We start from the raw sequence: 21,541 nt of genomic DNA, 5'->3' as shown, positions 1-21,541 counted from the left end.
GCCATGAACTTGTCGCTCGCCTTCGAACCGCTCATCTCCTGGCCGCTGCTCGGCCTGGTGCTGGCGCCGCTGTTGCTGCTTGCATTGGTCGGCCTGTGGTTCCGCCAGCGCGGCGCGGTCTTCCGTTTTGCCGCCCTGCTGGCGCTGACTGCTGCCCTGCTCAACCCGGTGTTGCTCGACGAAGAGCGCGAGGCGCTGAAAAGCGTCGTCGCCGTCGTCGTCGACCGCAGCCAGAGCCAGGACATTGGCGAGCGCACCAGGCAGACCGACGAGGCGCTGGCCGGGCTTCAGCAGCGCCTCGGCCGCTTCAAGCAGTTCGACGTCCGCGTCGTCGAGGCCGGCAAGTCGGAAGCCGCCGAGGAGCGCACCGAAACGCGGCTTTTCGGGGCGCTTGAGAGCGCTTTCCGCGACGTGCCGCCTTCGCGCATCGGCGGCGCCATCATGATCACCGACGGCGAGGTGCATGACGCCCCAGGCGGCACGCCCGACTTCAACGCGCCGCTGCACGCGCTGATCACCGGCAACGACCAGGAAAAGGATCGCCGCATCCGCTTCGAGAATGCGCCGCGCTTCGGTCTGGTCGGCAAGCCGCTCGAAATGACCTATCGCGTCATCGGCACCAACAACGATGCCGGCTCGGTCGATGTGCGCGTCTCGGTCAATGGCGAGCAGGTTTCGGTCGAGCGCGCCACCATCGGCCAGGCCATGCCGCTGCAGGTGACCATTCCCGGCGCCGGCCGCAACATCGTCGAACTCGCCATCGATCCCGAGCCCGACGAACTCACCGACACCAACAACCGCGCCATCGCGCTGATCGACGGCATCCGCGAGAATTTGCGCGTGCTGCTGGTTTCCGGCGAACCGCATGCCGGCGAACGCACCTGGCGCAATTTGCTGAAATCCGACGCCTCGGTCGATCTGGTCCACTTCACCATTCTGCGGCCGCCGGAAAAGCAGGACGGCACGCCGATCAACGAATTGTCGCTGATCGCCTTCCCGACACGCGAACTGTTCGTCGAGAAGATCAAGGATTTCGACCTGATCATCTTCGACCGCTACCAGCACCGCGACGTGCTGCCGGTCCTCTATTACGACTACATCGCCGAATATGTCGAAAAGGGCGGCGCGCTGCTGATCGCGGCAGGACCCGAATATGCCGGCGAAAGTTCCATCGCCCGCACGCCTTTGATGTCGGCGCTGCCGGCGATGCCGACCGGCGAAGTCGTCGAAAAGGCCTTTTATCCGCGCCTCACCGAGCTCGGCCAGCGCCATCCGGTGACGCGCGGGCTTGACGGCTCCGCCACCGAGCCGCCGCACTGGAGCCGCTGGTTCCGCACCATCGGCGTCGAGAACCCCGGGGGCGAGGCGGTGATGAAGGGCGCCGACGACCGTCCGTTGCTGCTGCTCGACCGTAAGGGTGAAGGCCGCGTCGGCATGTTTTTATCCGACCAGGGCTGGTTGTGGGCGCGCGGCTTCGAGGGCGGCGGCCCGCATGTCCAGCTCTATCGCCGCATCGCCCACTGGCTGATGAAGGAGCCCGAACTCGAGGAGGAGCGGCTGACTGCCGACGGCCGCGGCATGATGCTGGAAATCCGCCGCCAGACGATGAGCGACGATCCCGGCCCGGCGCAAATCATCACCCCGTCCGGCAAGGCGATGACCGTCAAGCTCGAGAGAGCCGAACCCGGCGTCTTCCTCGGCAGCATCGAGACCAGCGAGATTGGCCTCTATCAGGTCGGCAATGGCGACCTGAAAGCGCTTGCCCATGTCGGCCCGGTCAACGCACCGGAATTCACCGACGTCGTCTCCACCGAGAACCGGCTGAGAGCGCCGGCCGAGGCCACCGGCGGCAGCGTGCGCCGGCTGGCGCAATCGTCGACCCTTGGCAATCTCGCCGGCGGCGTGACGCTGCCATCGGTCGTCCCGGTCCGCTCCACGGGCGCGGCGGCCGGCAACGACTGGATCGGCCTGCGCACCACCGATGACAGCGTGCTGAAGGCCGTCTCGCGCGTGCCGCTGTTCGGCGGGTTCCTCGGCCTCGGCCTGCTGCTTCTGGCATTGGGCTCGATGTGGTACCGCGAGGGGCGGTAGCGACGCCGACTTTCCTCTCCCCTTGTGGGAGAAGGTGGCCGAGCGAAGCTCGGTCGGATGAGGGGTGTTCCAGCTTGGCAGCGACGGCACTCCGTCCAGCACCCCTCAACCGTCTTGGCGCTGCGCGCCAATCCACCTTCTCCCACAGGGGGAGAAGGGGAAGCGGGCGCGCTACTCCTCCGGTTCCGTCGTGAACATCAGCGGGTAGCCCTTGGCCTTGCCGGCATCGGTCGCCCGTGTCGCTTTGGTCTCGGCGACGTCCCTGGTGAAGACGGCGACGACGCAGACGCCGCGCTGGTGCGCGGTGATCATCACCCGCCGCGCCTGGTCCTCGCTCAGCTTGAATTCGCCCTTGAGCACCGTCACCACGAACTCGCGCGGCGTGAAATCGTCATTGAGGAGGATGACCTTGTAGAGCTTCGGCCGTTCGATCTTCGGCCGCGTCTTGGTTCGGGGTTTAGTGACGATCTCAGGCATCGGAACCGGCAACTGCGCGCAAGAATTTCGCTTTTATTCTGACATGGACGAAAGCGATCGTCCATTTTGGACCGCCCGCAAACCGCCTTCCCGGCGGGCGCGGCCGTTCACAAGTCCGTGCCTTATGTGGGACCGCCGCCAAGCCGCGCAGAAACGATACGGGCCGTTTCGTTTAGAAAAAAACTACCGCCGCAACACCGCACTCAGCACATCCCTGATGCCGATGGCGCCGACGAAGCGCGACTGGTCGTCGAACAGGGCCACCGGTGCGGTCTGCGAGCGGTGCATGGCCAGCATCACCGTCTTCAGCGAGGTGCCGGGATTGGCCCAGAATACCTGCGTCGTCTCCTCCGGCTGCGCCTCGACATCGGCGCACGACACCCAGAACGCCGGCTTGCCGTCGCGCTCGGCCGCCGCCACCAGCCCGTGCTCGTCGATCTTGAAACGCGTCGTCTTGCGGCGGTCGAGCCACACCCAGCCGTCCTCGCCGTGGTCGAGATCACGGCGGTCGCGCATCACGTTCCAGGCGGTCAGCACCGAGAGCGGGTTCACATTGGCGATGAAGTCGCGGACATAGTCGTTGGCGGGGCGCAGCACGATGTCTTCCGGCGCGCCGGTCTGCACGATGCGCCCGCCTTCCATGATGGTGATGTGGCTGCCGATCTTCAGCGCCTCCTCGAGATCGTGGCTGACGAAGACGATGGTCTTCTTCAGCTCGGCCTGAAGCTGCAGCAATTCGTCCTGCAGCTTGGTCCGGATCAGCGGGTCGAGCGCCGAGAACGGCTCGTCCATCAGCAGGATCGGCGCTTCGGTGGCAAACGCGCGCGCCAGCCCGACGCGCTGCTGCATGCCGCCGGAAAGCTCGTGGGCGTATTTCGACGCCCACTGGTCGAGCCCGACGAGCTTCAACTGGCGCTCGACGCGCGCCTTGCGCTCGGCTTCGGGCACGCCGGAAAGCTCGAGCCCGAAGCCGACATTTTCCGCGACGGTGCGCCAGGGCAGAAGGCCGAACTGCTGAAACACCATGGCGACCCGCGTCTGTCTGATGTGGCGCAGCGTGGCGGCGTCGCAGGCAGCGACATCGACCATGCGGTCGCCGTCCTTGACCATGACGTTGCCGCGCGCCGGCACGTTGAGCAGGTTGACGGCGCGCAGCAGCGTCGATTTGCCGGAGCCGGAGAGGCCCATCAGGACGGAAATCTCGCCCTCGTTGACGGTCAAATTGGCACCGGCACAGCCGAGCACGGCGCCGGTCTTCTCCAAAATTTCCTGACGCGTCGCGCCCCTGTCGACGAGCGCCAGCGCTTCCTTGCGCGCCGCGCCGAAGACGATGTCGACATTCTTGAAATCGACCGCAGCGCTCATTTGGCGGCTCCCGTGCCGATGCGGCTGATGCGGTCGAGGATGATGGCGAGCACGACGATGGCGAGGCCGGCTTCGAGCCCGAGCGGGATGTTGACCGAGTTCAGCGCGCGCACCACCGGCTTGCCGAGGCCGTTGGCGCCGATGAGCGCAGCGATCACGACCATGGAGAGGCAAAGCATGATGCACTGCGTCAGGCCCGCCATGATGGTCGGCAGCGCCGCCGGCAACTCGACTTTCCACAGCAGCTGGCGTTTTGTCGCGCCGAAGGCTTCGCCGGCCTCGATCATCGGTTTCGGCACCGAGGTGATGCCGAGATGCGTCAGGCGGATCGGCGCGGGAGCGGCGAAGATGACGGTGACGATGAGGCCGGGAGCGATGCCGAGGCCGAACAGAATGAGCACCGGAATCAGGTAGACGAAGGTCGGCATCGTCTGCATCAGGTCGAGGACTGGCTGGAGATAGCGGTAGCCACGCTCGTTGTGCGCCGCCCAGATGCCAATCGGCACGCCGATGGCCATCGAGGCCGCAGCAGCGCCCACGACCAACACCAGCGTCTCGACGGTTTCCTGCCAGAGATCCTGGTTGACGATAAAGAGCAGGCCGAGCGCGACGGCAAGCGCCAGCTTCCATGATTTCTGCAGGTACCAGGCAAGCCCGGCTATGGCGGCGACCAGAAGAACCGGCGGGACGAGCAGCAAAAGATCGACCAGCCCGTCGAGAACGACGGTGAGCCCGTCGGCGATACTGTCGAAAAACCATTCGAAATTGGTGGTCAGAAAGTCGAAGAAGGTCTTGCCCCACCGCCCGATCGGGATCTTGAAGCTCGAAATCAGTTGCGAAACCGGATCCATGGCAAATGTCCCCTCATTCTTCTTCACCTCTCCCCTGACGGGGTGGGTCGAGCCGCGCAGCCGAGCCGGGTGGGATGGTCACGGTTATGCTCCGTTTCCGAACCATCCCAACCGGCGCGCGTGCCGCGCCGAACCTCCCCACACGGGGAGGTGTAAGTTTGCTACGAACCCAGTGCGGTTTTCACCGCGGCCGCGGCGTCGCCGCCGTCGAAGGTCGTCACGCCGGCGAGCCATGGCGTCATCGCGTCCGGATTGGCCTTGAGCCATTCGGTAGCCGCGGCTTTCGGGTCGGCGCCGTCATTGAGGATCGCACCCATGATCTCGTTTTCCATCTTGAGTGAGAACACCATGTTCTTGAGCAGCGCGCCGACATTCGGGCATTCGGTGGTGTAGCCGGCCCGGACATTGGTGGCGACGGTCGCGCCGCCGAAATTCGGGCCGAACACCTCGTCACCACCCGACAGATAGGCCATCTTGATGTTGGCGTTCATCGGATGCGGCTCCCAGCCGAGGAAGACCACGTCTTCGCCCGATGCGGCCGCCTTCTGCACCGCCGACAGCATGCCGGCCTCGGAGCTTTCGACAAGCTCGAAATCCTTCAGGCCGAACTTGTCGGCGGCGATCATGTCGAGGATCAGGCGGTTGCCGTCATTGCCGGCTTCGATGCCGTAAATCTTGCCGTCGAGCTTGTCCTTGAACTTGGCGATATCGGCGAAATCCTTGAGGCCGGCGTCATAGGTGTGCTGCGGAACGGCGAGCGTATATTTCGCGCCTTCGAGGTTGGTCACGACCGTCTCGACCGACTTGTCTTCGAGATAGGGTTTTATGTCGGCTTCCATGGTCGGCATCCAATTGCCAAGGAAGACGTCGACGTCCTTGTTCTTCAGCGAGGTGTAGGTGACCGGAACCGACAGCACCTGCACGTCGGGCTCGTAGCCGAGCGCTTCGAGGATGACGCTGGCGGTAGCGGTGGTGGCGGTGATGTCGGTCCAGCCGACATCGGCAAAACGCACCGGCTTGCAGCTTTCCGGCTCGGCGGCGAATGCGCCGCTCGCCGAAAGAAATGCCGCCAGACCGAGGCCGGCGGCGAATAGTTTCATACTCGACATCTGTATTCTCCCATTGCGATCTATCGGCGAAGCGAAGTTGCGGTTTTGTCTCCGCCTTGTTTCGTCAGCCAAACACCATTCTGGTGCGGTTTCAAGCGATAAGACAATTGCGAGCAACGGCGCGGACTGGCCGACCAGCGACACGCCGCCTGCTGCTGCAGGCGCTTTTCGGGTGGCCAGGCGCTTTTCCGGTGGAACGTCGGGACGCCCCCTCCCCGCGTTGGGACAACTCGGCTTAAAGAGGCGGCATGGCCAAGCTGTACTTCCAGTATGCGACGATGAATGCCGGCAAGACGACGATGCTGCTGCAGGCCTCCTACAATTACCGCGAGCGCGGCATGACGACGATGCTGTTCGTCGCCGGCCACTACCGCAAGGGCGACACCGGGCTGATCTCGTCGCGCATCGGCCTGGAGACGGAGGCCGAGATGTTCCGCGACGGCGACGACCTGTTCGCCCGGGTCGCCGAGCATCACGACCACACGACGGTGCATTGCGTCTTCGTCGACGAGGCGCAGTTCCTCGAAGAGGAGCAGGCGTGGCAGCTTGCCCGCATCGCCGACCGGCTGGACATCCCGGTGATGTGCTACGGCCTGCGCACGGATTTCCAGGGCAAGCTGTTTTCCGGCTCGCGCGCGCTCCTGGCGATGGCAGACGATCTTCGCGAGGTGCGCACCATCTGCCGCTGTGGCCGCAAGGCGACGATGGTCGTGCGCCTCGGCGCGGACGGCAAGGTGGCGAGACAGGGCGAGCAGGTGGCGATCGGCAAGGATGTTTATGTCTCGCTCTGCCGCCGCCATTGGGAAGAAATGGGTCGCGCCGCGCCCGACGATTTCATCGGTTTCACCAAGGCCTGAGCAGCGCCGTCGGCGAAGCTGCCGATCTCCCCGCAAGGGGGTCGCAAGGGCGAGGTCGGGTGTCGCTTCGGCTTTTCGCCAATCACCAGCGGTGGAAGACAGGCCGATGGGGTCGGGTTTTGTTTGAGGTATCGCGGCATCTTCCGCCTTTCCTTCCCCCCTTGCCATACATATATTCGCGGCGTTCGCGACACGAACAATTGCCGAAGCGGGAGGCTCCTATGGCGACATTGCAGAATTTCGATGCCGAAATTGCCAAGACCAATCAGGTCGTGCAGGACATGCGCACCAAGATCGAGCAGTCCGGCGCCGTGCTCGACACGCTTGCCAAGACCGACAGGAAGATCGGCGACGCCAATTTCGACCTCGAGAACGCCCGCATCGAGGATGTGCTGAAGCAGCAGAAGGTGATGGAAGGCAACATCGCCGACCTGATCATCGGGCTGGAGGACGCCACCAACGTCTTCGGCGCCGAATTCGAGAGCATGAAGAACTACACCGGCTGGGAAAGCTTCGTCGGCATATTTTCCGACCAGAGCAAGCAACGCATGCGCACCGACCGCGTCCGCAACATGTCGCTGGCCGGCAATCTGCAGGAGCTTCTGGCGAAATCCGACACCATCGTCGGCATCCTCAAGGCGCAGAAGCAGATCCTCGACCAGCGTTACAAGACCTCCGAGGCCAGCCTGTCGCAGGTGATCGAGCGCCGCAAGGCAACCATGTCGAATCTCGAGACCGTGCAAAAGCGCATCGAGGAGCTCAATCCGATGCTGCTCGACATCGAGAACAAGATCGCCGCCTCGACCAGCCAGAAGGAGCGCACCGAGCTCGAAGGCGAGCGCTCGAAACTGGCAACCGAGTACAACGAGAAGCAGGCCAAGGAGCAGGAACTGCTGGCCGAAAGCCAGACGCTGGAGCGCTACACCTCGATGTTCCAGACCTTCGTCGATTCGCTCAACAACCAGATCGCGGCGCAGTCGACGCTGATCAACAAGCTGACCATCGATACCGAGCAGCGCATCGTGCTCTACAAGGCCCTGGAAGATTCGCTGAAGACCGCCGCCCAGCAGGACGTCGCTCACAAGATCAACACGCTGGGCAGCCAGGTCGACAACACCGCCGAGGAAACCATGGCCGGCATCGGGGCGGCCTCGCAGAAGCACATTGGCGATCTCCTCGAAATGCACGAGAAGAACATGGTGGCGACCGCCGATATCCAGCGCCGCAAGAAGCTGGCCGACGATGCCTTTGCCCGCCGCTTCGACGACGTGCTGAAAAAGCACAATGCGGCAAACTACGTGCAGTCGTAATTGCTGCATATCTCCCAAGGGCTGGCTGCATGACCCCCGAAAACGAAGCGGCAACGCGGTATTTCTCGGCGATCACCGCGGCACTCAGCGGCCTCGAAGTGTTCATGCGCGACGATCGCTCGCCGCTTTACCGGCACGGCATCGTCGCCAAGATCGTCGCCGAATACATTGCGCGGCTCGACAACTCGTTTTCCTGCTGGCGCAACCGGCTGGGCTTCATGGAGACATTCCGCATCTCGCGCGCCGAAAGCGGCTTTCCGGTCTTCCAAAACGTGCTCGAACTTGAAAACGACCGCCGCCAGGCCGATACGCGTCTCGCCAACATACCGCTGGCCGACGAGTTGCGCGAGGAAATGGCCGACTTCATCCTGCGCCACAAGGAATTCCCCGAGGCGCTGCAGAAGTCGATGGCCGAGCGGCTCTATCTGGAGGGCGTCAGGAGCGAGACGACCTTCGGGCCGTTCACCTTGGCGCAGACGGCAAAAGTCTCGGTCAATCCGAAGACCAGGCGGCCTTACTACCTCGCCCATTGGGCAGCCTTCGACGGCAGCGCCAACCTGCCGCTGGTCTACATGGTGACGGTCGAGGATTCCTCCGAAGAGATGATCGGGCAGCTTGTCGACCGCCATGGCAAGCTCAACGAAAAGGTCGACATTCCGCTTCCGGTTGAAGGACTGCTCAATCCCGAGCTTGCCCACCGCTTCGACGACTTCACCGAGAAGAACTCCGCCTATACGCTGTCGCCGGCTACGATCGCGGTCAACCTCGACAAGGATTTCGAGCAACTCCACCCCAAGCAGCTGCGCCGCGTCGTGCTCGGGCCTTTCTATTCGGCCGGGATCACCGACAACAATTCGACGGTGACCGACATTCTGGACAAGGTGCGCAAGCCGGAAAACGCCTGGCTGCTGACCTGGACCATCCAGGAGGTTTATTCGAAGTCCGAAAAGCCAGGCCGCAAAGGTCTGTTTTCGAGCGAGAAGGCGACGCAGGAATTCTTCATCGACACCGACGATCTGGAGGCGGCGCGCCAAGGCGTGTCGAGCTACGAGAAGCACGCGCTGATCCCGCATGAGGCCTATCAGGCGCTCTACGCCGCCGGCGAGGCGCAGAAGATCTTTTCCGGCTACAAGGTCCACATCCTGTCCAAAGGACAGGTCATCAGTGACGTCTGACAGTCAAACTGCGGAGCATCCTTCATGGACACCGGCCTGACCACGATTTCGGAAGCGGCAATCGAAAAGCACCGCGCCACCGCGCAGAGCTTCATCACCCGCATCGTCGTGCTGGAGGACCCGTCGCGGGAATCCGGTACCGCGCTTGCCGGCACCAACCGCCGCTTCGTCTCGACCGTCTCGGTCGGCTCGGTGCGCCGCACGCGCGAGGTCGAGCTTTCCAAGACCGTCGCCGCCGTCCATCCCGACGACCAGCTGCTGAGCATTGCACAGCACATGCTGCTTTATCGCACCCGGCGCGGGCTGGCGATCGCACTGGCCATCGCCGATGTCTTCGCCGAAGGCTCAGATCTCGAGAGCCTGAAGGCGAAAAACGCCCGCGCGCCGCTCGAAGGCGACGAGGCCGCCGCCTTCAAGAAGCTGCTGTCGGCCTCGGCCTATATTTCGGCCTTCAGCCTCGCCTCCTATCTGTTCCAGCTGATCGACAGCGATGGCGAGGCGCCGAACGACACGCCCGAGCCGGACTTTTTGTTCGACACGCCGCAGGACGCGGTGAAATCGATCGTGGCCGGCCTCGACAGGGCGATAGCAGGCGCGAAGGACGACGCCGAGCTGATGACCCGGGCGCGCGCCTTCGCCCGTGTCGTCATCGACGGACTTTTGGCGCGAAAGGGCCGCTTCGACGGCATCGGTCCGTTTGAGAATGCGCATATCCGCATCGACGTCGACGACTTCACCCTCGACGGCTTCGACGTCGCGCCGGGCAAGCGGTCGAAGCCGCTGGTGATGACCTTCAAGAAGCCGGAAGAGGTCGTCGGCAACCACATCGCCAAATACCAGTCGGTCAAGCTCGCCAAGATGCTGATGGCATACGATTTCGAGCGCGAGCTGAACCCGTTCGTCGAGCTCGGCGGCTTCCTGTTCACCTTCATCGGCGACGGCGCGCCCGGCACCGGCAAGACGACGCTGATCCAGATGATCGCCGGTCTCGTCAACGGCTACTGCCAGGTCGCCGGCTATCCCTTCGCCTACGAGAACTTCGGCGTCGACCAGATTTCCTCCTACCAGGGCAAGTCGGGCCAGAGCTGCCGCCAGTTCATCAACAATGTGCTGAACCCGCGCGTCATCGGCTTCGGCACCATCGACGATATCGACCAGGTGGCGGCCCGCCGCTCCGACGATCGCGCCTCGGCCGGCCAGCAGGAAATCACCGGCGTCCTGATGGACGCATTCGGGGGTGCGGCCACGGTGGTGCGCGGCAACTGCTCCTTCGGCATGTTCTCCAACTATCCCGAAAACGTCGACGACGCGCTGCGCCAGCGCGCCGGCGCCCGTTGGCTGGTCGATGGGCCGCAAACGCGCGACGACTACATCGATATCTTCGTGCTGCTCGCCGGCAAGAACCACAAGATCCCGCTCGGCGACCACAAGCTCTACGCCGCCCAAGAAATCCAGCGCGCGGTAATGGAGGCCTATGTAGAGCACGAGAAGCCCAGGGAAGACGGGCTGATGAAGGTCTATGAGCGCTACATGAAGGAGAACGGCGCGCCGAAGTCGATGGCCGACATCGGCACCTATCTGCACATGATCAAGGAGGCCGAGCCGCGCTTCACCGGCCGCGCCATCAAGAACGTCACCGATGCGATCAAGATGCGCGCCATGGACATCGAGCTGCCGGACGAATGGTTCGTGAAGCCGGAAGTCTTCATGCACAAGAGCTACGACGACAAGAAAGCGATGATCGAGGAACTGCGCGGCCCGTTCTCGATGGACATGGTCATGCAGGAGGTCAACCGCTACGCCGACTCGGAGTTCCGCTACTCCGACAGGTCCGACGACGCAGCCGTGACCAAGATGATCCGCGACACCCGCCTGCGCGACCGCGCGATGCGCGAAATCGAGGAGTTGAAGAAGAAGGGCCTGTGGAATGCGTGAGCCCTTTTCCTTCTCCCCGTTCACGGGGAGAAGGTGCCCGAAGGGCGGATGAGGGGCAGCGCAATGCGTGGTGGAAACGAACCGAAAGTGGCGAGAGCCCGGCAACTGCGGAAGGTCGAAAACGACGCCGAAGATAAACTTTGGAGCGAACTGCGCGGACGACGGTTGAACGGGTACAAATTTGTTCGCCAGTTGCCGATCGGTCCATATTTCGCAGACTTTGCCTGCCGAGAGGCCAATCTGGTCGTGGAGGTCGATGGGAGCCAGCATGCAAATCGTTCCCAGGATCGATACAGGGATGAAACGATGAATCGGAACGGCTGGTCGGTGCTGCGGGTGTGGCACGCTGATGTCCTAGCGAGCCGCAAAAGCGTGTGGGATACGATCGTAGCGGTCCTGGACGGTCGACTGGATGAGAAGATGATAGCTGTCGACGCAAAATTTCTGCCTTCGGCAACTTCGGAGAAAAGATGATGAGCGCTTGCACCGCCCCTCATCCGCCCTTCGGGCACCTTCTCCCCGTGAACGGGGAGAAGGAATAATGGCCAAGAAATCCGACCTTTTGCGCGAGAACGAGCTGATCTATGGCCGGCTGCTGACCATCGACGAGCCGCATCTGATCCAGCGCTACAACAAGGCTTTGGTCGCCTTCGGCCTGAAGCCGACGAAGCTGAAGAGCTTCGAGATCGACCGCACCGGCTTCTCGCCGCAGGTGGCCGAGGAATGCGGCGACTACAGCTATCTCGATCCCAACGAGATCAACCGCCGCTTCATCATCCTGACGCCGTCGCAGGTCGACCTGCCGGTGGTCCACACCGCCTTTTCCAACACCTCGCAGCTGATGTTCGAGTTCATGTCGGCGAACCAGCGCGCCATCGACGCGCTGACCATCAAGGATGTCATCTACGGCGAGATCGAGGATTCGGTCCCCAAGGTCGACGACATCGAGGACCTGCTGTCGATCAACCAGGTCGAGTTCAAGGTGCTGTCGGCGGAGGACGTGCTCGGCAAAGCCGCCGAACTCGGCAAGCTCGTCGACCGGCTGAAGCAAGAACCGGACGCCTGGCGCGACAGTGCCATGCTCACCCGCATGGTGGAGCTTGCCAAGATCTGCGGCGACATCCGCGAGAACGCGCTGGTGCCGGATCAGGTGATCTTTCGCCACAGCGCCTATTGGACCAGCCATTTCGGCGGGCTCTATGTGTTCATCGACCCTGACATGACGACGGTGATCAGCGACCCGGCAGCACCCGGCTTCCGCCGCTCGCGGCCGTGGCAGGTGAGCTACCTCTCGATCAACGATGCCGACAGGGTGTTCAAGTTCCTCGCCGCGACCGGCCGCATCGAACTGCCGCGTGCCTCGTGGATCGAAACATCAGGCTATCTCGAACACCGCGCCGAAATGGTGGTGCGGGCGCTGATCCGCGACGCCGAGCCCGACCGTAATCTGACCGACGTCGACAAGGTCTGGCTGCAGACCTGGATCCACAGCCATGCCGACCTGATCACCAGGGACGGCAATTTTCCTTTCCTCAACGCCGCCAAGCGCGAGATCGCTCACCTCGGCTATCTCAAGGTCGAGGACGTGTTCCCGCAGCAGCGTTTCCTGACGATCCGGGCCAAGCCCGGACATCCCGACGCCTGGCTGACCAACCAGCTGATCTCGGATTTCGTGCCGCAGGATTTCGTCTCGCGCTACGTCTTCAACAAACCGGGTTTTTACAGCGACTATGACGGCTTCAGCGACGCCTGGCGATCGCATGTTGTGGACGTTCTGAAAACCACATATCTGAAAGACAAGGTGGCGTTTCGCACACGCCTCTACGGCCTTGCCGATTGAATGCCTAACCTTATCGAACTCTTGGCTGACTGACGAGGGGTGACATCGCCATGCTTGATCCGATCGTGAACTTCTTCACACGGATGTTCCAGTGGATCGGCCGCGGCATCGGCTTCGCCGTCGGCGTGATCCTGTGGCCGTTCATGTGGGCCGGGCGCTGGTATACGCAGCGCGGCTGGATCCTGAAGGCGGTGCTCGGCCTCGCTCTGCTCATGCTGATCGGCCTCTACGGCTATTTCATCTGGAACACGCAGGTCTGGAGCAATTTCAATCCCGCCTATGCGGAAGCATATAGGTTCACGCAGCCGGCCGGAACCGCGCCGGCGCAGGCCGCTCCTTCCGCCACCGGGGAAACCGCTGGCGTCGAGGGAGAGGTCAAGACCTGCACCCACTCGGCCATTGTCCAGGTTACGGCCGATCTCATCGATTTCAACGTCAACGAGAATGCCTGGATCTCGTCGATGATACTCTACAAGCTCGGGCTCTTCGGCATGGACTGGGACCGCACGCCGTTTCTCGACAACAAGGCCTCCTTCCAGCGCGGGGTCAATCAGGCCATCCGGCGCACCACGGTCGAGCTTGTCGACACGCTGGGCCGCGTCCGCGGCACCAGCCAGATCGACCAGAACCTGCAGGATGCGCGCGGCGCGATCACCTTCGACGAGGAGACCTGGTACTTCGGCCTCAGGCCCTTTGGTCCGAAAACCCCGACGCCGAGTTTTTATCGCACGGCGGCGAGCAGCCTTCGCGCCTTCAACGACCGGCTCATGAAATGCGAGGTTGTCTTCAATGCGCGCGCCGACAATCTGTTGCAGTTCGTCGACCGGATCGCGAGTGACATAGGCTCGACGTCGGACCTGATCCGCGACCGCTCGCAGAACTTCAACAGCGGCTGGTTCGACACGCGCGCTGACGACCGCTTCTGGTTCGCCTACGGCCAGCTCTACGGCTATTACGGCATCCTGACGGCGGCGCATCACGATTTTCAGCAGGTCCTCGACAATCGCGGCCTCACGCCGCTGTGGAACAGCGTGGAAGGCCAGCTCAAGGCAGCGCTCGCCATCCAGCCTCTGATAATCTCCAACGGCCGCGAGGATGGCTGGATCATGCCCACCCACCTCACCACGATGGGTTTTTATGTGCTTAGGGTTCGATCGAACCTCGTCGAGGTCAGGTCCGTCCTGGATCGGTGAAGCAAGCGATTGGTGAAAGACGCCTTGGCTTGAATCACCGCTGGCCCTGGTCGAGATCGGCAACGTCCTGTCGCAGCAGTTCGGCTGCGCATCTCCGGGAGCGGAACCTGATCGTCTCGCCGTCGTTCAACCGTGGGCGGCAGCCAGCGAGGACACGCGATGGATATCCGGGAATTTGCTCGAAATTTCTATGCCACCATCGATGCGCGGGACTGGGATAGACTGGCCGGTCTGGTCTCTCCGGATCTCGCCGTTCATCTCGCCAGCGCCAGTCCGATCGGCTTCGATGACTGGCGAAAATCCCTGACCGAATTCTTTGTTGGTTTCCCGGACGGACATCACGTCATCGACGACTTTGTCGGCGATGCCGACAAGGTGGTCACGCGCGGTCGCTTTCAGGGCACACATACCGGCATCTTCCACGGCGTCGCACCGAGCGGAAATTGCGTCTCGGTTGGTGTGATTGATCGCGTCGAGAACGGCATCGTGGTCGAACATTTCGGCCAGCTTGACGGCTTGGGGCTGATGCACCAGATCGGCGCATTCTAGCGCCACCGCTCGAAGCGCCGACCGGCGTTCCAACCCTGTCGCATTCCGTGCATTCCGCGGCTGTTTTGAGACGGCAGGACGGCGCGTGCTCTGGCTTCTATACGGCGCGACAACCCGCGAAAATCCGGGACAGGTCGACCGGGAAACAGACAGCCGTCTTTCTCTAAAGGAAACATAGTTGCATGCAAGTTGACGCCACGGCAGCGACAGGGGTAGAACGTGCCCTCGCCTGCAGCGCCAGGCTGTTCCGAACAGGCTTGCGACCACACTGATCAAACCCGTCCCCTCCACCGTCCAATCCAGAGGAAAGCCGCCATGGCCGAAGTGAAGTCCGACATCGAGATCGCGCGCGCCGCCGACAAGAAACAAATCCAGGCGATCGGCCAGAAAATCGGCATTCCAAGCGAGCATCTTTTGCCTTACGGCCACGACAAGGCGAAGATCTCGGCCGAGTTCATCAAGTCGGTGAAGACAAACAGGGACGGCAAGCTGATCCTCGTCACCGCCATCAACCCGACGCCGGCCGGCGAAGGCAAGACGACGACGACGGTGGGCCTCGGCGACGGTCTCAACCGCATCGGCAAGAAGGCCATCGTCTGCATCCGCGAGGCCTCGCTCGGGCCGAATTTCGGCGTCAAGGGCGGCGCTGCCGGCGGCGGCTATGCGCAGGTCGTACCGATGGAGGACATGAACCTCCACTTCACCGGCGATTTCCATGCCATCACCACGGCGCATAATTTGCTTTCGGCGCTGATCGACAACCACATCTACTGGGGCAACGAACTCGGCATCGACATCCGCCGCGTCGTCTGGCGCCGCGTCATGGACATGAACGACCGCGCACTGCGCGAGATCATTTGCTCGCTCGGCGGCGTCGCCAACGGTTTTCCGCGCGAGGGCGGCTTCGACATCACCGTCGCCTCGGAGGTCATGGCGATCCTGTGCCTCGCCACTGACCTGAAGGATTTGGAAAAGCGCCTCGGCGACATCATCGTCGCCTATCGCCGCGACAAGTCGGCCGTCTATGCCCGCGACCTCAAGGCCGACGGCGCCATGGCCGTGCTGCTCAAGGACGCCATGCAGCCCAACCTGGTGCAGACGCTGGAGAACAACCCGGCCTTCGTCCATGGCGGCCCCTTCGCCAACATCGCGCATGGCTGCAACTCGGTCGTTGCCACCACGACGGCGCTAAAACTTGCCGACTATGTCGTCACCGAAGCCGGTTTCGGCGCCGATCTCGGTGCCGAAAAGTTCTTCGACATCAAGTGCCGCAAGGCCGGCCTGAAGCCGGCGGCCACGGTCATCGTCGCCACCGTGCGCGCCATGAAGATGAATGGCGGCGTCAAGAAGGAAGATCTCGGCAAGGAGAACGTCGAGGCGGTCAAGAAGGGCTGCGCCAATCTCGGCCGTCACATCGAGAATGTCAGGCAGTTCGGCGTGCCTGCGGTGGTCGCCATCAACCATTTCTATTCCGACACCGACGCTGAAATCAGGGCGATGAAGGACTACGTCGCCTCGATGGGCGAAGAGGCGATCCTGTGCAAGCACTGGGCCCACGGCTCGGCCGGCATCGAGGAACTCGCCAACAAGGTGGTGACGCTGGCCGAATCCGGCTCCTCGCAGTTTGCGCCGCTCTATCCCGACGCCATGCCGCTGTTCGAGAAGATCAACACCATCGTCCAGCGCATCTATCGCGGATCCGAAGCGATCGCCGACAAGTCGGTGCGCGACCAGCTCCACGCCTGGGAGCACGCCGGCTACGGCAACCTACCGGTTTGCATGGCCAAGACGCAATATTCGTTTTCGACGGATCCGAACCTGCGCGGCGCGCCGACCGGCCACACCGTGCCGGTGCGCGAGGTCAGGCTGTCTGCCGGCGCCGGCTTCATCGTCGTCATCTGCGGCGAGGTCATGACCATGCCCGGCCTGCCCAAGGCGCCGTCCTCGGAGAAGATATTCCTGAACGAGATGGGCCAGATCGAAGGCCTGTTCTGAGAATTTTGAAGGCCGCAATGATAGGGGCGCCGCAGCGCTGCGGCGCCCTCTTTTTGCTTGGCGTGCCAAACTTTTAGGCGGCGCTGCGTGCCAGCGCGCGCTGGTTGGAGGCGTAGGGCGTATCGCGCTCGGGCAGCACGCCGGTCTTCAGGCAGTCGATCCATTCGGCGGTCTTGAGAACGGCGGCGAAGCGCGACTGCAGGACAACCGTCACCACGCGATGGATGTCCTCGGCCGAGGCGTAGCCGGCGCTGTTGGCATAGGGTAGCGACCCCGTTGCATCCGACAGGAACTCGACGGCAAAGCCCATATGGACGGCGTGGATGACCGTCGACAGATCGCAATTATGCGTCATGTAGCCGATGACCGTAATCGTATCGATAGCGTTGGCGCGCAGCCATTCCTCGAGGTCGGTGCCGGTGAAGGCGCTTGGCAAGGTCTTTTCGATGTAGTGGTCGCGGTTTCGCCTCGCGATCTCGGGATGCAATTCTGCGCCGTGACTGCCCTTGGCGAAGACCGGTGATGTTTCCGGCGCCAACTGCTTGACGACCACCACCTTGACGCCTGCCTCGGCGGCCGCGTCCATGGCGCGCGCCACATTGGCGACGGTGTCGCGGAAGGGCGGGTGCTTGATGGCGAGATTGCCGCCGTCATAGTCGTTCTGAACGTCGACGACGATGAGGGCACGGCGTGGCGCTTTGCCTTTGGCTGATTCCGACATGGAGTTTCCTTTCCCGTTGACATTGATGGGTCGAGGATAGACTCGGCATCGGTCCGCAAAAGTGTCCCGATTGACATAGTTCGAAATAATTGGGACATTCGGGTCCAACCCCTCATTGGTGCTCATCATGGCCGATCCGATCGTTGCCGCCATCGCCTTCGATGGCATCAGCCCGTTCCACCTCTCCGTGCCCTGCCTTGTATTCGCAGAGGATCGCACGACGCTCGGCCTGCCGCGCTTCGAGTTCCGGGTCTGCGCGATTGAGGACGGGCCGATCCGCACCGATGCGGGGCTGACCATCAGCGTCCCGCACGGGCTTTCCGCGCTTGATGACGCCGACATCGTCATCGTGCCCAGCTGGAAGAACCTCGAAGTCCCACCGCCGGCGGCACTGATCGAGGCGCTGCGTCGCGCGCACCGGCGCGGCGCGCTGATTGTCGGATTGTGCCTGGGAACGTTCGCTGTTGCGGCGACCGGCCTGCTTTCGGGGCGGCGAGCCGCGACGCACTGGGCTTTTTCCGACCAGCTGCAGGCCCTCTATCCCGACATTCTCGTCGAGCCGGAGGTGCTCTACATCGACAACGGCGATGTCGTGACCTCGGCCGGTGTCGCCGCCGGGCTCGACTGCTGTCTCCACATCATACGGGCTCGCTATGGCGCGGAGGCGGCACTCCGGCTTGCCCGGCAGATCGTGCTTTCTCCTCATCAGGCAGGGCGGACAGGCACAGTTCATAGAACGTCCGATCGCCAGGACCGAAAATGCCGACCGCTTCACCCACGCCATCGACACCGTGCGCCAGACGTTGCACGAGACGCACAGCCTGGACAGTGTCGCCGCTACCGCCGGCCTCACCCGCCGGACATTCACCCGCCGCTTCCAGAAAACAATCGGCACCAGCTTCGGCGACTGGCTGACCGACCAGCGCGTCGCGCTGGCGCAGCGACTGCTGGAAGTAACGGAAAAATCGATGGAGATGATTGCCTTCGAGGCCGGCTTCGGCAGCGCCACCTCGCTGCGCCAGCATTTTGCGGCGCGGCTCAGAACCACGCCCGCGCAGTACCGCCGCGAATTCTCGAAGAACGCTCAGGAGCGCGTGGCAAGATAGTTCCAACTCATGTTGGAACAACCACTGTCGGTGTCGGCGCTGCCCCTCACCTGCCTGCCGGCATCCTCTCCCCGTATAGTGACGGGGAGAAGGGGCTGGCCGCAACCTCGGTACCCTTTCTGCAGCGCTGGTGTTTGCGAAATCGCCGATGACGGCATCTTTCTCCCCGTCACTATACGGGGAGAAATGCCCGGCAGGGCAATGAGGGGCAGCGCAAACCTGAAGCGATTGCCCGCGCTCGATCCTGCCCTGCTTGAAAGGGCTTGCGTCACCTGTCATATTTTATTGCATCCGCCTCCTGCCAAGTGATCGTGCTTATCTCTCCCCAACTATCGCTCATGCCCGTCGAGCCGCCGCTTCGCTGATCCAGCTGGAGCAAAGGATGCTCCAGCCACGCCTGACCGGCCGCGCCGGGTTGCCGACAACCGTGGTGTTTGCCGGCACATCGCTCGTCACGACAGCACCCGCTCCAACAATGGCGCCGGCGCCGATGCTGATCCCGCCGAGGATGATGGCACTGCCGCCGATCCAGGCATTGTCGCCGATCTCGACAGGCTTCGCGATCTCCAGCCCCGCCTGTCGACCGGCAGCCTCCTTGTGGTGCTCGGCGCAGTAGATCTGCACGTTGGGACCGAGCAGCGTTGCCTTGCCGATGCGGACTGGCGCGGTATCGAGAATGGTGCAGCCGGCATTGAGAAAGACGCGATCGCCGAGAAAGAGATTGAAGCCGTAGGCGCAGTGGAACGGCGCTTCGATCCGGGCACCCTCGCCCAAAACGCCGAGCAGCGACTTCAAGGCAGGTCCGATGTTCCCACGGCGCCGGGGCGGCAGCGAATTATGCTCGAACACCGCATCGCGCGCCATGACCCGCAGAGCCTCCAACTCCGGATCGAGGCAAGTGTACCACTCGCCCGCCGCCATTTTTGTGCGTTCGCTTCGAGCCATGGCGGTTAACCCTGCTGTTTCAATATGGCGAATGCCAGAGATCGCAGGCCTCTGGTCAAATGCCGAACCTATGCTAGCCTGCCCCGGCTGGGCTGTCCCCAGGCCGTGTGATCGAGGGGTCAATCATGCTGTACATTCTTGCACTTCTCATCGGCGTCGTGGCCGGCCTTCGCGCCATGACCGCGCCCGCCGCCGTCGCCTGGGGCGCCTGGCTCGGCTGGCTGCCGGTCGCCGGAACCTGGGCCAGCTTCATGGGCCACTGGTTCACCGTCGGCATCTTCACCATCCTGGCCATTGCCGAGCTGGTCACCGACCAGTTGCCGTCAACGCCGAGCCGCAAGGTGCCGCAGCAGTTCGGCGCGCGCATCGCTGTCGGCGCCTTCACCGGCGCGGTGATCGGCGCGACCGGCGGCGCCACCGTCGGCGGCCTGATCGCCGGCGCCATCGGCGCGGTTATCGGCACGCTGGGCGGTGCCGAGCTGCGCAAACGCCTGGCCGTGGCTTTCGGCAAAGACAAGCCCGCCGCCTTCATCGAGGACGCGGTGGCGATCGTCGGCGGCCTGTTGATCGTGGCGGCCGTGGCATGACGGCAAAGCCATTCGACGCCATCATCATCGGCGCCGGACAGGCCGGCCCGCCGCTCGCCGGCCGGCTGACGGCGGCCGGCATGAGCGTGGCGCTGATCGAGCGAAAGCTGGTCGGCGGCACCTGCGTCAACACCGGCTGCATGCCGACCAAGGCCATGGTGGCCAGCGCCTATGCCGCGCATCTCGCCCGCCGCGCCGCCGACTACGGCGTGACGCTCTCCGGTCCGGTCGGCGTCGACTACAAGGCGATCAAGGCCCGCAAGGACAAGGTGTCGGACGACGCGCGCGGCAACCTCGAAAGCTGGATTGCCGGCATGGACGGATGCACGCTTTTTCGCGGCCATGCGCGCTTCGAGACGGCCGACACGGTGCGCGTCGGCGACGAGCTGCTGAGCGCCGGCAAAATATTCATCAACACCGGCGGCCGCGCCTCGGTGCCTGATCTGCCAGGCGTCGACGACATTCCGTTCCTGACCAACTCGTCGATGATGGATCTCGACGTGCTGCCGCGCCATCTCGTCGTCGTCGGCGGCAGCTACGTCTCGCTCGAATTCGCGCAGATGTTCCGCCGTTTCGGTTCACAGGTCACGGTGATCGAAAAGAGCCCGCGGCTGATCGGCCGCGAGGACGAGGATGTCTCGGCCGCCATCCTGTCCATCCTCGAGAACGAAGGCATCGCGGTTCATCTCGGCGCCGGCGACATCGGCTTCGCCAGGCAGGGCAGCGACATTGCCGTGACTTTCACCGCCGGCAAGGCGCCGGCTGTCGGCTCGCATGTGCTTCTGGCAGTAGGCCGGACCCCCAACACCGACGATCTCGGCCTCGACAAGGCCGGCGTCGAGGTCGACAAACGCGGCTTCATTGTCGTCGACGACCAGCTGCGCACCAGCGTGCCCGGCATCTGGGCGATGGGCGACTGCAACGGCAAGGGCGCCTTCACCCACACCTCCTACAATGACTACGAGATTGTCGCCGCCAATCTGCTCGACAACGACCCGCGCAGGGTGAGCGACCGCATCGAGGCCTATGCGCTCTATACCGACCCGCCGCTCGGCCGCTGCGGCATGACCGAGGCAGCGGTCAGAAAGTCCGGCCGCCGCGCGCTGGTCGGCCAGCGGCCGATGACCCGCGTCGGCCGTGCCGTCGAGAAAGGCGAGACGCAAGGTTTCATGAAGATCCTGGCCGATGCCGACACCAAGGAAATCCTCGGCTGTTCGGTGCTCGGCCCCGGCGGCGACGAGGCGATACACTGCGTGCTCGATCTGATGTACGCCAAGGCGCCGATCAGCACGCTGGCGCGCGCCATGCACATCCACCCCAACGTCTCGGAACTTCTGCCCACCATCGCCCAGGAGTTGAAGCCGCTGGCATAGGCCGGGCAGGACCAGTATGTCCACCGCGCCCGGCCGGGTAGGCCCCTTGCGCCCATAGCGTG

18 protein-coding genes and 1 pseudogene are annotated in these 21,541 nt (G+C 63.4%); 13 read left to right on the top strand and 6 right to left on the bottom strand.

Going from position 1 to position 21,541, the window contains the following annotated elements; translation table 11 throughout:
* Positions 1-3: 3 nt before the first annotated feature.
* Entirely contained in the window at positions 4-2,091 is a 2,088-nt protein-coding gene (locus AC0L2C_RS02915) for a hypothetical protein (protein WP_287220109.1), read from the top strand.
* 171 nt (positions 2,092-2,262) lie between these two features.
* Here the strand turns inward: AC0L2C_RS02915 and clpS are convergent, their stop codons facing one another.
* From clpS to AC0L2C_RS02895, 4 genes are all read right to left on the bottom strand, one after another.
* A complete protein-coding gene (clpS, locus tag AC0L2C_RS02910) occupies positions 2,263-2,568 on the bottom strand; it encodes an ATP-dependent Clp protease adapter ClpS (protein WP_027151022.1) in 306 nt (101 codons plus the stop codon).
* Between the two features lie 183 nt (positions 2,569-2,751).
* A complete protein-coding gene (gene choV / locus AC0L2C_RS02905; protein WP_287220108.1) occupies positions 2,752-3,933 on the bottom strand; it encodes a choline ABC transporter ATP-binding protein in 1,182 nt (393 codons plus the stop codon).
* Positions 3,930-4,784, bottom strand: coding sequence for a choline ABC transporter permease subunit (gene choW / locus AC0L2C_RS02900; protein WP_023799956.1), 855 nt, complete (start codon positions 4,782-4,784; stop codon positions 3,930-3,932). The genes choV and choW overlap by 4 nt, the downstream gene beginning before the upstream one ends.
* A 161-nt stretch (positions 4,785-4,945) precedes the next feature.
* Positions 4,946-5,893 carry a choline ABC transporter substrate-binding protein gene (locus tag AC0L2C_RS02895; RefSeq protein WP_287220106.1) on the bottom strand — a complete coding sequence of 316 codons (948 nt, stop codon included), beginning with the start codon at positions 5,891-5,893 and terminating at the stop codon, positions 4,946-4,948.
* Positions 5,894-6,141: 248 nt separating this feature from the next.
* Here AC0L2C_RS02895 and AC0L2C_RS02890 point away from each other — a divergent pair, with 248 nt between their 5' ends.
* The 9 genes from AC0L2C_RS02890 (at position 6,142) to AC0L2C_RS02850 (ending at position 16,747) form a co-directional block, all read left to right on the top strand.
* Positions 6,142-6,750, top strand: a complete 609-nt coding sequence (locus AC0L2C_RS02890; RefSeq protein WP_473522652.1) for a thymidine kinase — start codon at positions 6,142-6,144, stop codon at positions 6,748-6,750.
* 221 nt (positions 6,751-6,971) lie between these two features.
* Entirely contained in the window at positions 6,972-8,060 is a 1,089-nt protein-coding gene (locus tag AC0L2C_RS02885; RefSeq protein WP_128186578.1) for a hypothetical protein, read from the top strand.
* A 29-nt stretch (positions 8,061-8,089) separates the two neighbouring features.
* Entirely contained in the window at positions 8,090-9,235 is a 1,146-nt protein-coding gene (locus tag AC0L2C_RS02880; RefSeq protein WP_287220102.1) for a hypothetical protein, read from the top strand.
* 24 nt (positions 9,236-9,259) lie between these two features.
* The gene (locus tag AC0L2C_RS02875) at positions 9,260-11,170 is read left to right on the top strand and encodes an AAA family ATPase (RefSeq protein WP_287220100.1); all 1,911 of its coding nucleotides are present in this window, start codon (positions 9,260-9,262) and stop codon (positions 11,168-11,170) included.
* Positions 11,171-11,233: 63 nt separating this feature from the next.
* Positions 11,234-11,644, top strand: a complete 411-nt coding sequence (locus AC0L2C_RS02870) for an endonuclease domain-containing protein (protein ID WP_473522651.1) — start codon at positions 11,234-11,236, stop codon at positions 11,642-11,644.
* A gap of 67 nt (positions 11,645-11,711) precedes the next feature.
* Positions 11,712-13,010, top strand: coding sequence for a DUF6638 family protein (locus AC0L2C_RS02865; RefSeq protein WP_287220097.1), 1,299 nt, complete (start codon positions 11,712-11,714; stop codon positions 13,008-13,010).
* 50 nt (positions 13,011-13,060) lie between these two features.
* Positions 13,061-14,203: a DUF2333 family protein gene (locus tag AC0L2C_RS02860; protein WP_287220095.1), complete on the top strand. Its 1,143-nt coding sequence runs from the start codon at positions 13,061-13,063 to the stop codon at positions 14,201-14,203.
* Positions 14,204-14,362: 159 nt separating this feature from the next.
* Positions 14,363-14,752 (top strand): ester cyclase, encoded by a 390-nt coding sequence (locus tag AC0L2C_RS02855; protein ID WP_473522650.1) that lies wholly within the window; start codon positions 14,363-14,365, stop codon positions 14,750-14,752.
* A 315-nt stretch (positions 14,753-15,067) separates the two neighbouring features.
* Entirely contained in the window at positions 15,068-16,747 is a 1,680-nt protein-coding gene (locus tag AC0L2C_RS02850) for a formate--tetrahydrofolate ligase (protein ID WP_027151012.1), read from the top strand.
* Positions 16,748-16,820: 73 nt separating this feature from the next.
* On the opposite strand, the gene AC0L2C_RS02845 is transcribed toward AC0L2C_RS02850, so the two are convergent.
* Positions 16,821-17,468, bottom strand: a complete 648-nt coding sequence (locus AC0L2C_RS02845; RefSeq protein WP_023799968.1) for a cysteine hydrolase family protein — start codon at positions 17,466-17,468, stop codon at positions 16,821-16,823.
* 127 nt (positions 17,469-17,595) lie between these two features.
* Here AC0L2C_RS02845 and AC0L2C_RS02840 point away from each other — a divergent pair.
* A pseudogene (locus AC0L2C_RS02840) lies at positions 17,596-18,574 on the top strand (helix-turn-helix domain-containing protein).
* A 336-nt stretch (positions 18,575-18,910) separates the two neighbouring features.
* Here the strand turns inward: AC0L2C_RS02840 and AC0L2C_RS02835 are convergent.
* The gene (locus tag AC0L2C_RS02835) at positions 18,911-19,519 is read right to left on the bottom strand and encodes a sugar O-acetyltransferase (protein ID WP_473522649.1); all 609 of its coding nucleotides are present in this window, start codon (positions 19,517-19,519) and stop codon (positions 18,911-18,913) included.
* A gap of 125 nt (positions 19,520-19,644) precedes the next feature.
* Here AC0L2C_RS02835 and AC0L2C_RS02830 point away from each other — a divergent pair, with 125 nt between their 5' ends.
* Together AC0L2C_RS02830 and AC0L2C_RS02825 are read left to right on the top strand one after the other, a co-directional pair.
* Positions 19,645-20,106, top strand: a complete 462-nt coding sequence (locus AC0L2C_RS02830; protein ID WP_473522648.1) for a DUF4126 domain-containing protein — start codon at positions 19,645-19,647, stop codon at positions 20,104-20,106.
* Positions 20,103-21,479, top strand: a complete 1,377-nt coding sequence (locus AC0L2C_RS02825; protein ID WP_473522647.1) for an FAD-containing oxidoreductase — start codon at positions 20,103-20,105, stop codon at positions 21,477-21,479. The genes AC0L2C_RS02830 and AC0L2C_RS02825 overlap by 4 nt, the downstream gene beginning before the upstream one ends.
* Positions 21,480-21,541: the final 62 nt, after the last annotated feature.

This window comes from Mesorhizobium sp. WSM4845, from assembly GCF_055811455.1.
This window is presented reverse-complemented; position numbering and strand designations above follow the sequence as displayed.